10 protein-coding genes are annotated in these 13,408 nt (G+C 70.2%); 2 read left to right on the top strand and 8 right to left on the bottom strand.

The features are described from left to right. Nucleotides 1–46: 46 nt before the first annotated feature. Nucleotides 47–664, top strand: coding sequence for a GNAT family N-acetyltransferase (locus ACZ42X_RS09080; protein WP_468286054.1), 618 nt, complete (start codon nucleotides 47–49; stop codon nucleotides 662–664). A gap of 66 nt (nucleotides 665–730) precedes the next feature. On the opposite strand, the gene trxA is transcribed toward ACZ42X_RS09080, so the two are convergent. The 7 genes from trxA to ACZ42X_RS09045 all read right to left on the bottom strand — a co-directional run bounded on the left by trxA (nucleotide 731) and on the right by ACZ42X_RS09045 (nucleotide 10,310). Next, nucleotides 731–1,078: a thioredoxin gene (trxA, locus tag ACZ42X_RS09075; RefSeq protein WP_361424196.1), complete on the bottom strand. Its 348-nt coding sequence runs from the start codon at nucleotides 1,076–1,078 to the stop codon at nucleotides 731–733. A 49-nt stretch (nucleotides 1,079–1,127) separates the two neighbouring features. Further along, entirely contained in the window at nucleotides 1,128–2,102 is a 975-nt protein-coding gene (gene trxB / locus ACZ42X_RS09070; RefSeq protein ID WP_468286050.1) for a thioredoxin-disulfide reductase, read from the bottom strand. A gap of 126 nt (nucleotides 2,103–2,228) precedes the next feature. Beyond that, nucleotides 2,229–3,137 (bottom strand): anti-sigma factor, encoded by a 909-nt coding sequence (locus tag ACZ42X_RS09065; RefSeq protein WP_468286048.1) that lies wholly within the window; start codon nucleotides 3,135–3,137, stop codon nucleotides 2,229–2,231. Next, entirely contained in the window at nucleotides 3,134–3,841 is a 708-nt protein-coding gene (gene sigM, locus ACZ42X_RS09060; protein WP_468286045.1) for an RNA polymerase sigma factor SigM, read from the bottom strand. Before sigM ends, ACZ42X_RS09065 begins: the two co-directional genes overlap by 4 nt. A 27-nt stretch (nucleotides 3,842–3,868) precedes the next feature. After that, nucleotides 3,869–5,602, bottom strand: a complete 1,734-nt coding sequence (locus ACZ42X_RS09055; RefSeq protein ID WP_468286043.1) for a protein kinase family protein — start codon at nucleotides 5,600–5,602, stop codon at nucleotides 3,869–3,871. A 129-nt stretch (nucleotides 5,603–5,731) separates the two neighbouring features. Next, nucleotides 5,732–7,957, bottom strand: coding sequence for a murein biosynthesis integral membrane protein MurJ (gene murJ, locus ACZ42X_RS09050; RefSeq protein ID WP_468286040.1), 2,226 nt, complete (start codon nucleotides 7,955–7,957; stop codon nucleotides 5,732–5,734). A 46-nt stretch (nucleotides 7,958–8,003) separates the two neighbouring features. After that, on the bottom strand, nucleotides 8,004–10,310 hold the full coding sequence (locus ACZ42X_RS09045; protein ID WP_468286038.1) for a DUF6049 family protein: 2,307 nt from the start codon (nucleotides 10,308–10,310) through the stop codon (nucleotides 8,004–8,006). Nucleotides 10,311–10,472: 162 nt separating this feature from the next. On the opposite strand from ACZ42X_RS09045, the gene ACZ42X_RS09040 reads away from it, so the two are divergent. Then, on the top strand, nucleotides 10,473–11,954 hold the full coding sequence (locus ACZ42X_RS09040) for a CCA tRNA nucleotidyltransferase (RefSeq protein WP_468286035.1): 1,482 nt from the start codon (nucleotides 10,473–10,475) through the stop codon (nucleotides 11,952–11,954). Between the two features lie 108 nt (nucleotides 11,955–12,062). Here ACZ42X_RS09040 and ACZ42X_RS09035 read toward each other — a convergent pair whose 3' ends face one another. Further along, complete coding sequence (locus ACZ42X_RS09035) at nucleotides 12,063–13,331, bottom strand: MFS transporter (protein ID WP_468286033.1); 1,269 nt, start codon at nucleotides 13,329–13,331, stop codon at nucleotides 12,063–12,065. Nucleotides 13,332–13,408: the final 77 nt, after the last annotated feature.

Below are 13,408 nucleotides of genomic sequence, written 5' to 3'. Positions count from 1 at the left end.
CAGCCGCTCTCGGGGCGGCACGCGAAGGAAGTGAGGAACAGCCTTCATGGGGCGTCGGCTCGTACCGCTCACGCTGGACAACCTCCCGGATCTCCCCAAGCGTTGCCGAACGTGTGTCTTCTGGGAACTTGACCCGGTCAGCGGAGAGGCCGCGGTAAAGGCCGGAACTCCCGATCTGGAGAAGGAGGCCTGGATCTCCGCGGTCCTGTTGGACTGGGGATCCTGCGGTCGCGTCGTCTATGTGGACGAGGTACCGGTCGGGTTCGTGCTCTACGCGCCGCCCGCGTATGTGCCGCGTTCGACCGCCTTTCCGACGAGTCCCCTGTCGCCCGACGCCGTGCAGCTGATGACGGCCTGGATCATGCCGGGGTACCAGGGCCAGGGGCTCGGCCGGGTGATGGTGCAGACCGTGGCGAAGGACCTGCTCCGGCGCGGTTTCAAGGCGATCGAGGCCTTCGGAGACGCTCGCTGGAAGGAGCCGGCTTGCGTGCTGCCTGCCGACCACCTTCTGGCGGTGGGGTTCAAGACCGTCCGACCGCACCCGGTCCATCCCCGGCTGCGGCTGGAGCTGCGCACCACACTCTCCTGGAAGGAAGACGTGGAGCTGGCGCTCGACCGCCTGCTAGGAGCGGTCCAGAAGGACCCGGTGCTGCGCCCGCTCTGACAGAAAAGTGAGCGGCCCATCCCTGACCGGGATGGGCCGCTCACTGTTTCACGTGAAACGGAGGCGTCAGGCCTTGCTGATCTCGCCACCGATGAAGGGGTCGAGATCGCGGACGATCGCGGCCTTCGGCTTGGCGCCGACGATCGTCTTCACGACCTCGCCGTTCTGGTAGACGTTCAGCGTCGGGATGGACATGACGCCGTACTTGGCAGCGGTGGCCGGGTTCTCGTCGATGTTCAGCTTGACGACCTTGATGTCCTCGCTGTGCTCAGCGGCGATGGCCTCCAGCGACGGAGCGATCTGGCGGCACGGACCGCACCAGGCGGCCCAGAAGTCCACGAGTACGGGCTTCTCGCTGTTGAGGACCTCGGCCTCGAAGGAGTCGTCGGTCACGTCGTGCAGGTTGCCGGCCACGGCAGCCTCCTTGTTTCAACGGGGTGTGGGAGTGGGGAACAGGGTGCGGTCAGACGACCGGGGTCTTCTCCGGCTCGGCGGCCTTCTCGCTGTCACCGAGCGCGGCGAGGTAGCGCTCGGCATCCAGGGCGGCGGAGCAGCCCGTGCCGGCGGCGGTGATCGCCTGGCGGTAGGTGTGGTCCACCACATCACCGGCGGCGAAGACGCCCGTGAGGTTCGTGCGCGTGGACGGAGCCTCCACCTTGAGGTAGCCCTCGTCGTCCAGCTCGAGCTGGCCCTTGAAGAGCTCGGTGCGCGGGTCGTGGCCCACGGCGATGAACAGACCGGTCGCCGACAGCTCGGAGGTCTCACCCGTCTTGGTGTTGCGCAGGGTCAGACCGGACAGCTTCTGCTCACCGTGGATCTCGGCGACCTCGCTGTCCCAGGCGAACTTGATCTTCGGGTCGGCGAAGGCACGCTCCTGCATGGCCTTGGAGGCGCGCAGGGTGTCCCGGCGGTGGACGATGGTGACGGACTTGGCGAACCGGGAGAGGAAGGTCGCCTCCTCCATCGCGGTGTCACCGCCGCCCACCACGGCGATGTCCTGGTCCTTGAAGAAGAAGCCGTCGCAGGTGGCGCACCACGAGACGCCCCGGCCCGACAGCGCGTCCTCGTTCGGCAGGCCGAGCTTGCGGTGCTGAGAGCCGGTGGTGACGATGACGGCCTTCGCGCGGTGAACGGTCCCGGCGGTGTCCGTCACGGTCTTGATGTCGCCGGCGAGGTCCACCGCGATGACGTCGTCCGGGATGAGCTCGGCACCGAAGCGTTCGGCCTGGGCCCGCATGTTGTCCATGAGGTCCGGGCCCATGATCCCGTCACGGAAACCGGGGAAGTTCTCCACCTCGGTCGTGTTCATGAGCGCACCACCGGCGGTGACGGCACCTTCGAAGACCAGCGGCTTCAGCGAGGCACGCGCCGTGTACAGCGCTGCCGTGTAGCCGGCGGGCCCGGAGCCGATAATGATCACGTTACGGACGTCGCTCACGGGTTTCTTCCTCGTCTCTGCAGACTGCCTACTGCCTACGGGGCCGGGTCAAGGACTCTCACCCCACCCAACGGATCCTACGGGGCGCGCATTCCCGCAGTGCCCAGGCGGCACGGCAGCGTGATGTCAGGGACGGGGGTAGGAGTGCGTGAGCAGCACGTCTCCCTTGGGTGCTTTCGTCGTGGTGCAGGACGCGTCGACGATGTACGCATCGACCCGTCGGGCGTCCGCGGAGTGCGGCAGGACCACGAGGAAAGCCTTCCTGCCCTGGTATTCCCCCAGCTCAGCGGCGAGAGCCTGCTCGGTACGACCGGTCCCCGCCTGGACACAGTCCGGGACGGCCACGTCACCTGAGCGCTTCACCGAATTGGCCCCCAGGCTGCGCTGGTCCTGCTTCTCCGGCGTCGCGGTGAAGGTCTCCATGGCGAGCAGGGCCTCTACATGATGGTCGAGAGGGACGCCGGAGAAAGTCGCCGTATCGGCGGCAGTGACAGGGCTGTCGGCCTTCCGGGCGTTACCGCCCCCGTCCCCTGACGACTGGATCCCCTGGAGGAGCAGCCCGCTCACGGCGACCAGCGCGGCGCCGAAGACCGTGCCGAGGAGCATCCTGCGACGCCGCTGGCGCGCGGCACCCGCGCGGCCGGGGCCCGAGGCCGCGTTCGGCCGGCCGGCGGGCCGCCCGGAGGAAGGCCCGGCCGGACGGTCCGCGGGGGTCCGCTCGGCCGGCTTCGGCGGGGTCGATGTTTCACGTGAAACGTGCTCACTCGCAGCGGGAGCGGTGGCGTCCAGGAGCGCTTCGGCGGCCAGCGCGGCATCGATGCGCCCGGCGACATCGGCCGGCATGCGGGCGGGCCCGGGAAGCGTGCCGAGCAGCCCGCGGATCTCCTCCAGCGAGGTACGGACATCGGCGCACAGTGCGCAGTCGTCCAGATGCCGTCGCAGATCGGCGGTACGCGATGGTGAGAGCAGCCCCTCGGTGAGGTCGGAGATCTCCGAGACATCCGGATGCTGAGTCGTGTCGGCCGTGGATGTCACGCGCGTCCACCTCCGCCCTTCACAGCAGCAGGATCCTGGGGTCCTGCATCACGGCTTGCTCCCGACGCAGGTGGGACGGATGTCCCTGGCGTCCGGTTCCTTCCCCCTTCGGACCCACCCTTACCCACGGTGTCACCACGCAGATGAGTGAGCAGGGGGAGCAGTCTCGCCCGCCCCCGGGCGCACCGGCTCTTCACCGTTCCCGTGGGCACGTCGAGGATGCGGGCGGCCTCCGCGACGGGGTAGCCCTGCATATCGACCAGCACCAGCGCGGCGCGCTGATCGGCAGGCAGTTTCGCCAGCGCGGCCAGGAGCTCCCGGTGAAGGTCGTGCCGCTCGGCAGGTGCCTCGGCCGACTCATGGGGCTCCAGCAGCTGCTCCAGCCGCTCGGTGTCCTCCACGGGCGAGGTCTTGCGGGACGCGGCTTTGCGGGCCCGGTCCAGGCAGGCGTTCACGGTGATGCGGTGCAGCCATGTCGTCACGGCGGACTGGCCGCGGAAGGTGTGGGCGGCCCGAAAGGCGGAGACGAGGGCGTCCTGGACGGCGTCGGCGGCTTCCTCCCTGTCCCCCAGCGTCCGCAGGGCGACGGCCCAGAGCCGGTCGCGGTGGCGGCGCACGAGCTCACCGAAGGCGTCAGGGTCACCGCTGACATGGCGAGCCAGTAGTTCCTGGTCGCTCGTGCCGCCCAGTTCGGCATCGTCCAACGGTGCGCCCCCTCCCGCGTCTCTCTGTCAGCCGGTGAACTTCACGTCCGTGATGGCCTGCTTGTATCCCGCGCTGCTGTAGCCGTCCTGCGCCGAGTAGGGCATCGCGGTCATCCACAGCAGCACGTACCGGCTCTTCACCGGCTCCTTGGTGGACACCTGCAGGCTCGTACCGCTGCTCTGTCCGGAAGCGATCTTCTTCATGGTGTCCACGGAGCCGGACGGTGACAGCGAATCGGCGGCGTAGAGCGTGATGGTCGTGTGCGGTCCGCCGTAGCGCAACCCTATGGAGACGCCCGAGACGTCCTTGTCCGCGCCGAGGTCGTACACGATGCCGACACCCTGCTTGATCGAGGGCTCGAGCTCCGGGCCGTCGAGGAAGTACTTCGTCCGCCAGTAGCTGCCGCTGTCGTTGTCGTAGGTCTTCTGGACGTCATTGACGTTCTGCGGGGAGCCGTCGGGGGCGTACTCCCTGGCTTCCTGGATCTTCAGCGGGACGGGGACCCTCGTCTTCTGCTGACCTCCACCACCGGACGTGGAGGTGGTCTGCCTCGGCTTCGGGTCCTCGGAGGCCTTGGGCTGGTCGAGCAGCTTGTCGGCCACCTGCCAGCTGCCGAGGCCCAGTGCGGCGATGAGGAGTGCCGACACCGCCCACTTCAGTGCCTTGCCCGTACGGCTCTGCAGCGGGGGCGGCGGCATGGGCGTCGGCTGGGTGGCAGTGGCGGCCGGTCGCGGCTTGGGCCGGCCGTAGGTGCCCTGCTGGTAGGTCGTGCGCTGGTAGTCCGGCGGGGCGGGGAACTCAGGCTCCGGCGGGCGGATGCGGGGCATCGCCGCGACGGCCTTGGCGAGCTCGTCGGGGGTGGTGCAGGCGGGTTCCTGGCGGGAGGCCGTCGCCCCGTCGTTGGCGAGGGCGCGCATGGCGATCTCGGACAGGCCGCGGTGCACCCCCGCCCGGACCTGGTCGGGTGCGATGAGCCCGACACCCTTGGGCAGCCCGGACAGGCCGTGTGCGTCGTCCTCGTACGGCCAGCGCTGGGTCAGCGCCGCGTACAGCAGGGCGCCGATCGCCTCCGTGTCGGTGCGCTGCGGGCGCTCGGCGCTGATGCCCCGCAGGGCGGCGTTGACGGCGAGCCCGCGGATGCGCCACTGGCCGCTGGAGGTCCGCAGGACGGCGCCGGGGGTGAGGCGGAGATGGGCGAGGCCCTCGCGGTGAGCGGCGGCCATGGCCTGGGAGACCTGGCTGACGAGCTGGTACGCGTCATGCGGCTCCAGCGGCCCGGCCGCGAGGAGGGCGGTGAGCTCGGTGGCGTCCGGCAGCCATTCGTGGACGACGTAGACGAGCTCGTTCTCCTCGACCGCGTCCAGGACCTGGACGAACCGGGGGTCGCCGAGCAGCGCCGAGGAACGTGCCGCGGCCAGCACCGAGCGGGCCCTGGGATGGTTCGCGGGGAGCACGTGCACCCCCACGGCGCGACGCAGCTTCTCGTCGACGGCACGCCAGCTGCTGAAGCCGTCCAGACGGGTGACGCACTCCTCGAGCCGGTAGCGTCTGGCCAGCTTGTGGCCGCTGTGCAGCTCGGGTGTCACACGGGAGGGCTGACCGCCGGTCCGCCGCTCGCCGTCGGTGTTGTCGGCGGATCCGTCCGCCGTGTCCTGCGCTTCCGCCACCCCGTCGGCCGCGGCCTTGTCCGCCTTCGCGGTCAGCGGGTCGTCACCGCTGTTGTCGGCCACGTCGACGGCGGCCGTGCTACGTTCCGCCACCGTCGTTCCTGCCTCCCCATCCGTTGCGCCATATCCAACAGCCATGCCAATTGTGCCCACAGTCCGCTGCCATGCACGACACGCGGTGGCCCACGATGGTTGCCCCGGTGGCCCGCTCGTGCCGGATCGTCAGCGGCCCAGGCGGCCGCGGACCATGCCCACCATGGCGTTGAGCTCCTGAATCCGCATTTTCCGCGCCGCTACGAAGAAGACGCCGAGCAGAACCACCCCACCAGCGACGAGCGCCACCAGAGAGCGGAGGGCACCCGCGCCCAGCGTCCTCAGCAGGAGGAGACCGACGGCGCCGCCGGCCATCGCCGCCGGGATGGACGCCATGCACAGCCGCGCGTAGGTCCGTACGACGTGCGAGCCGTCCAGATCGCCGCCGAGCCGCTTCCGCAGCCGGCGCCAGGCGACCCCGACACCGACGGCGTAGGCGAGCCCGTACGAGGCGGCCATGCCGACGACGGCCCACCGGGACGGCAGCACCACGTAGCAGACCGCGGACGCGGCCGCGTTGACGGCCGCCACGATGACGGTGTTGTAGAAGGGCGTACGCGTGTCCTCGTACGCGTAGAACCCACGCAGCACGACGTACTGCACCGAGTACGGGATCAGGCCGAGGCCGAAGGCCATGAGCATGTACCCCATGCCGCGCGCGGCCTCGTCGGAGGCGGTCGCGAAGAGCAGGGTGCACATCGGCAGGCCGAGCGCGAGGAAGGTGAACGCGATCGGCACGATCGCGACGGCCGAGTTCCGCAGTCCCTGCGAGATGTCGTCGCGGACGGCGCCCGGGTCGTTGTCGTGCGCGGCGCGGGAGATGCGCGGCAGCAGCGCGGCCATGACGGAGACGGTGATGATGGCCTGCGGCATGCCCCAGATCAGCTGGGCGTTGGAGTAGGCGAGGATGCCCGCCCCGTCCTTGCCTGAGGCCTTGCCGGCCGCCGTGGCGAGCTGCGTGACGATGACGACACCGGCCTGGTTGGCGAGGACGAAGAGGACGGTCCACTTGGCGAGTTTGACCGTCTTGCCGAGGCCTTGGCCCTTCCAGTCGAACCGGGGCCGGAAGCGGAAGCCCGCCTCACGCAGGTACGGGATCATCGCCAGCGCCTGGACGACGAGGCCGAGCAGGGTGCCGATGCCGAGCAGCCGGACACCCTCGTCCGGGATCGTCTCGACGCGCATGCCGGTCTCCGCGGACGTGCCGTAGACCCAGATGAACATCCCGAACGTGAAGATCACGACGATGTTGTTCAGCACCGGGGTCCACATCATGGCGCCGAACTTGCCGCGCGCGTTGAGGATCTGCCCCATGACCACGTGCACGCCCATGAAGAAGATCGTGGGCAGGCAGAAGCGGGCGAAGGTGACCGCGACGCTGTTGGCGGCCGCGTCTCCGGCGATGGTGTCCGACATCGCGCGGACCAGCAGCGGGGCGCCGAACACCGCGAGCGCGACGATCACGCCCAGGGTGACCATGACCAGGGTCAGCAGCCGGTTGGCGTAGGCCTCGCCGCCGTCCTCGTCGTCCTTCATCGAGCGGACGAGCTGCGGTACGAAGACCGAGTTCAGACCGCCGCCGACGGTGAGGATGTAGATCATCGTCGGCAGGGTCGCCGCGACGGTGTAGGCGTCACCGAGCAGGGCGGCGCCCAGCGCTCCGGTGATGACCAGGCTGCGGACGAATCCGGTCAGGCGGGAGACGAGCGTGCCGGCGGCCATCACGGCGCTGGACTTCAGCAGGCCGGAGGCGCGGCCGCCGGACTTCTTCGGCGCGGCGGGGGCCGGCGCCGCCGCGGGCACCGGCTCGGGCTCGGGCTCACCGGGGCCGGGATTGCCTGCGGCGGGCGGGCGGCCGAGGCCCTGCTGGTCCCGGTAGAGGTGGGCGAAGGCGTCCGGCGCGGGCTCCTCCTCACCGGCCCGGGTGACGAGGTCGTCGACGCCGGTGTACTGAACGGTCCGCGGATCGTCACCGTACGGAAGGTGGCGGGAAGGGCCGGCGGGCTCGGGCGGCGGGGTCTGTGCCCAGACGTGGGGGTCGGGAGCGTGCTCGGGAGCTGTGGGCTGCTGGTAGAGAGGCTGCGGCTCCTGATACGTGCCGGGCGGGGGCGGCGGGTGCGCGGCGCGGTCGTAGAGCGCCTCGCCCACCGGGTCCTGCGCGGAGAGGTCGTGCGCCCGGTACGGGTCGTGGTCGTAGGCGTCCTGGACGTAGGGGTCCGGGACGTACGGATCGGAGGCAGGCGGTGACGCCGGTGGCGGGACCTGGCCCGCCGGGGGCGCCGCATGCGTCCCGCCGGGAGGCGTACCGCCGCCACCCGCGCCCTGGCCGCGGTCACCGTCGTACGGCGCGTTCATGGATAACCCCACCTCATCGTCCCCGGCCGGCCGGCCACGACATCGCTCAACGGTCCACTTTCTCACCCGGGCCGGACGGCTCGGTGCTTTGCGCCCGGGTGTCCGGCGTAGGGTCACTCGGCTGCTGCGGATCGGCCTCCTCCGCGGCGGTCTCCTCCGCAGCGGCCTCCTCCGCGGAGGCCTCCCGGGCGGCGGCGCGCTTGCGCTGGGTGTACATCCTGACGCCGGCGAGGACCAGCAGCAGTACACCACCCGCGATGACGAGCATCACCGTCGGCGTGATCTCGGAGACCTTGACGGTGAAGTGCATCGGCTTGCCGTACGGCCTGCCGTCCTCCGTGTACAGCTGCGCCGTCATGGGGACCGGGCCGTTGGCGTTGGCGGAGGCGGTGAACTTCACCGACTGGCTGTGGCCGCCGTCGATCCTCACCGGCTGCTCGGAGACGGTGTCGCTTCCGTTGAGCTTCAGGCGGGTCGGCTTGGAGGACGTCAGCCGCAGCACCAGGTGGTCGATGCCCTGCAGCAGCTTGTTCTGCACGGTCACCGGGATCGTGGCGCTGCGGCCGGAGAGGGTCAGGTCGGACTTCTCGATCAGCTTGACCTCGGTGGTCAGGCTCTTCAGATGCGCCAGCACGCCGCTGCGGTACCCCGCCGCGTCCGGCCGCCCCCGCCAGGAGGTCGACATCTCACGGTTGATCGCGTTGCCCACCGGTGTCACCACCCGGTAGGCCGCGGTGAGGATCACCTTGAAGTTGTCCAGCGTCTCCCGCGTGGCCTTCATGTCCTGGAAGGCCTGGACGGGAAGCTCATGGCGGCGCAGCTGCTGCGGGTAGCGGGACGCGTTGGGGACCTGGGTGGTGGCGCGCGGGTCGGGCTCGGCGGCCGCCGCGGTGATCAGGTCGGCGGGGAGCGTCCAACGCTGGGCGGACAGGCCCCTCAGCGCGCTCGCCATCGACTGGGCCTGAGCGGCGGTCGGCATGCGCTGCGGCGCGACGACGACGCTGCGCTGCTTCTCCGGCTGCTGCTGCGTCACGGTCAGGGTGTGGGCGAGGAACCGCTGGACCGCCAGCGTGGAGTTCTCCGCCCTGGTCATGTCGCCGTGGAAGGCGGTGGACAGCGCCTCGTCGGCCACGACGGCCGTGGTGCCGCCACCGATGGGCCGGGCGGCCGTCGGCGTGTACGGGAGGGTGTCGCGCACGCTGTCGCTGCGCGCGATGACCTTGTCGGCGCCGGCGGAGGTGGCGATGTCGACGATGGACGGGTCGAGCGCTCCGTCGACCGGCCAGGCGAAGTCGACGGACGGCTTCACGTGGAGGATCGTCTCCACGGTGGTCTCGGCGAGCTCGGTGGCCGGCTGGAGATGGCTGAGGGAGCCGGAGACGTCCTTGCCGCGGTGGGCGAGCGACGCCAGGTCGGGGTCGGCGTAGGGAAGCGCGATCACCTTGCCGCCCTCCACCGCCTTCTCCAGGGAGTTCAGCCACTGCTTGGCGACGGCCTGGTTGCGGCCCGGGACGTCGGTGTCCCCGTCCTTGACCTGGTAGTTCCGGGTCATCGCCTCCACGGTGGCGAGGAGGTCGGGGTCGATGACCCAGGTGACCGGGAGCTCGGAGCCGAGGGAGACGAGACGCTCCAGCCGCCCGCCGGGGGCGAGCTCGGCGGCCAGGTCGTCGTTTTCGAAGACCGGGGTCTGCTGATCGTCCGAGCCGGTCTCCGCGGACAGCCGCGTCGAGGAGATCAGCGGCCAGAGGTAGGTGACCTGGGTCTTCTTCTCGGTGTCTTCCGGCTGCCAGGGAAGGAAGGTGCGCTCGATGCCGAACACCTGGTTGTACGGATCGCTGGGCGTCCGTCCCGTCAGCGACACCCCGAGCTGGTACACGCCCGCCTTGCCGAGGCCGAGCTTGTCGACCGGCACGGAGAGACGGAAGTCCTGGGTGGTCCCCGCAGGGAGCGTCGGGATCGGATACGCGTAGGCGGGGGCGACCGCGGTGCCGTCACTGCTGGGCGTGAAGCCCTTGCGCTGGGCCACCTCGTCGATCGTGCCCCGGTTGGGCAGCGCGGATCCCACCCGCAGATCCACCGTCGCCCCGCTGACCGTCTGCTTGCCCTGGTTGGTCACCGAACCGGTGATGGTGAGGGTGTCTCCCTCCGTGGGCGTGCTCGGGGCCAACGTGTCCAGGGACACATCCACGGTCCGTGATCCAGGAGCCTTCTCGTCGGCATGCGCGGAGGAGGCCAGGGGGCCGTACAGCAGGGTGGCGAGCAGGGGCAGAGCAGCGACCACCGAGGCCGAACGCCGCAGCCACCGGCGGGCAGGGGAGGGGCGGGTGCCCTGGAAGTCTGCCGCCTCGGCCACGCGCTGCCCGTCCCTCGTCGTCTGGTTGCCGTTGGTGGTTGTCGGATTCTGCGTCCACGCATGGTAACGAGACCAGCTGGGGCTAAGTGCCGCGGAGTGCTCCACATGCCCGGGCCGAAACGGGGACGCCCCGGCGGGCCAGGGCACGTAACCTTTTCTGCTGTGCCGAACCCCAACGAAGAGAACCCGACCGCACTGAGCCAGGCGCAACGCCGCGCGGTCAGTGAACTACTGCGCGTGTCCCCCGTCGCCGACGATCTCGCCCGCCGCTTCAAGGAGGCCGGGTTCAGCCTTGCCCTCGTCGGCGGCTCGGTGCGGGACGCGCTGCTCGGGCGGCTCGGCAACGACCTGGATTTCACCACTGACGCCCGTCCGCAGGACGTGTTGAAGATCGTGAGGCCGTGGGCGGAGTCCGTCTGGGATGTCGGGATCGCCTTCGGCACGGTGGGGGCACAGAAGAGCGCCCGCGTCGGAGACGCCGACCAGCAGTTCCAGATCGAGATCACGACCTACCGCTCCGAGGCGTACGACCGGACCTCCCGCAAGCCCGAGGTCTCCTACGGCGACTCCATCGAGGAAGACCTCGTGCGTCGCGACTTCACGGTGAACGCGATGGCGGTCGCGCTGCCGGAGAAGGAGTTCATCGACCCCCACGGCGGTCTTCAGGACCTCTCCGCGCGTGTCCTGCGGACACCCGGCACACCGGAGGAGTCCTTCTCGGACGACCCGCTGCGGATGATGCGCGCCGCACGGTTCGCCGCGCAGCTCGACTTCGAGGTGGCGCCCGAGGTCATCACCGCGATGACGGAGATGGCGGAGCGCATCGACATCGTCTCCGCCGAGCGCGTGCGGGACGAGCTCAACAAGCTCATCCTCTCCGCGCACCCGCGCAAGGGCCTGGGCCTGCTGGTCATGACCGGTCTCGCCGATCGGGTGCTGCCCGAGCTGCCCGCGCTGCGGCTGGAGAGTGACGAGCACCACCGGCACAAGGACGTCTACGACCACTCGCTGATCGTGCTGGAGCAGGCGATCGACCTCGAAGAGGACGGGCCCGACCTGGTTCTGCGACTGGCTGCGCTGTTGCACGACATCGGCAAGCCGCGGACGCGGCGCTTCGAGCCCGACGGGCGGGTCTCGTTCCACCACCACGAGGTGGTCGGCGCCAAGATGGTCAAGAAGCGCATGACCGCGCTGAAGTACTCCAACGACATGGTCAAGGACGTCGCACGTCTGGTGGAGCTCCACCTGCGCTTCCATGGCTACGGGACCGGCGAGTGGACCGACTCGGCCGTACGCCGGTACGTGCGCGACGCGGGGCCGCTGCTGAGCCGGCTGCACAAGCTGACCCGGTCCGACTGCACGACACGGAACAAGCGCAAGGCGGCCGCTCTCTCGCGGGCGTACGACGGACTTGAAGAGCGCATCGCCAAGCTTCAGGAGCAGGAGGAGCTGGACGCGATCCGGCCCGACCTGGATGGCAACCAGATCCAGGACGTGCTCGGGATCGGTCCCGGGCCGGCCGTGGGGCAGGCGTACAAGTTCTTGCTGGAGCTGCGCCTGGAGAATGGTCCGATGGAGTACGACGCCGCCGTAGCCGCACTCAAGGAGTGGTGGGCGGCCCAGGGCGAGTCCGCTCACACGTGACCGCATGACCGCACTGCCCTGTTTCACGTGAAACATGGCGACCGCGACCGACAGCCGAGGGCGATGTTTCACGTGAAACATCGCCCTCGCTCTATGGAGACGGGGACCTCAGCGCGCGGCGCCCACGCGTTTCCACCGCAGCAGCAGGGCGGCCAGGCTCGCGTACAGAGCGGCGACCATGGTCACCAGTGCGGCGGACCGGCCATCGGGAGGCAGCATCAGTGCGGCCATGCCCGCGGCGCCGACGAAGGCGACGTTGAAGAGCACGTCATAGAGGGAGAAGACCCGTCCCCGATAGGCGTCGTCCACCGACTTCTGGACCACCGTGTCGGTGGCGATCTTCATTCCTTGTGTAGTGAGCCCGAGCACGAAGGCGGCGATCAGCATCGGCACCAGCGCGAAGGGCAGTGCCAGCGCAGGCTCCAGCACCGCGGCCGACCCGGCACACACCGCCATCCAGCCGTACTGGCCCACCCGCCCGATCACCCACGGCGTACACACCGCCGCGGCGAAGAACCCGGCCCCCGAGATCCCGACGGCCAGCCCCAGCAGCGCGAGCCCTTCCTTCTCGGTCGCGGCCCAGGCGTAGCGGCACAGCATGAGCACCATCACCGTCAGCGCGCCGTAGCAGAAGCGCATGACGGTCATCGCGGCCAGCGCCCGGGCCGCGTCCCGGCGCTCCGCCAGATGCCGCAGCCCGCTCGCCAGGCCCCGTACGGTCGAGGTGAGCGCCGCCCCGAGCCGCGGCTGCACCACCTCGGGGTCAGGGCCGAGCAGCTCACGCCCCATGCGCAGGGAAGCGAGCGCCGCGGACAGGTAGAGCAGTGCGCCCAGCGCGACCACCGCGGCGTCGGAGTCGGCGAAGAGCAGCCGTACGGCGAAGGCGAGGCCGCCACCCGCGGTCGCGGCCAGGGTCCCCGCGGTGGGCGACAGGGAGTTGGCCACCACCAGTCGCTCCGCGTCGACGACCCGGGGCAGCGCGGCGGAGAGCCCCGCCAGGACGAAGCGGTTGACGGCCGTGACCGAGAGCGCGGAGGCGTAGAAGAGCCAGTCCGGCACGGAGGCGAGGATCAGGAACGCGGTTCCGACGGCGAGCACCGCGCGCAGGAGGTTCCCGTACAGCAGGACCTGGCGCCGCCGCCAGCGGTCGAGCAGGACGCCGGCGAACGGGCCGACGAGGGAGTAGGGCAGCAGCAGCACCGCCATGGCGGAGGCGATCGCCGCGGGTGAGGTCTGCTTCTCGGGCGAGAAGACGACGTACGTGGCGAGGGCGACCTGGTAGACACCATCGGCGCACTGGGAGAGCAGTCGTACGGCGAGCAGGCGGCGGAAGTCCGCGAAGCGGAGGAGTACGCGCAGATCACGTACGACGGGCATGGCCCAAGGGTCACATACGGCGAAGGCCCCCGGGCAGATGCCACGGGGACCTTCGACAGAGCGGGTGCCGCTCAGCG

It is taken from the genome of Streptomyces sp. NPDC030862, from assembly GCF_055571835.1.
This window is presented reverse-complemented; position numbering and strand designations above follow the sequence as displayed.

Excerpts from the sequence above, each read along its gene's own strand:
- ACZ42X_RS09080 (WP_468286054.1), top strand. The coding sequence starts at position 47 with ATGGGGCGTCGGCTCGTACCGCTCACGCTGGACAACCTCCCGGATCTC.
- murJ (WP_468286040.1), bottom strand. The coding sequence starts at position 7,957 with ATGAACGCGCCGTACGACGGTGACCGCGGCCAGGGCGCGGGTGGCGGC.
- ACZ42X_RS09035 (WP_468286033.1), bottom strand. The coding sequence starts at position 13,331 with ATGCCCGTCGTACGTGATCTGCGCGTACTCCTCCGCTTCGCGGACTTC.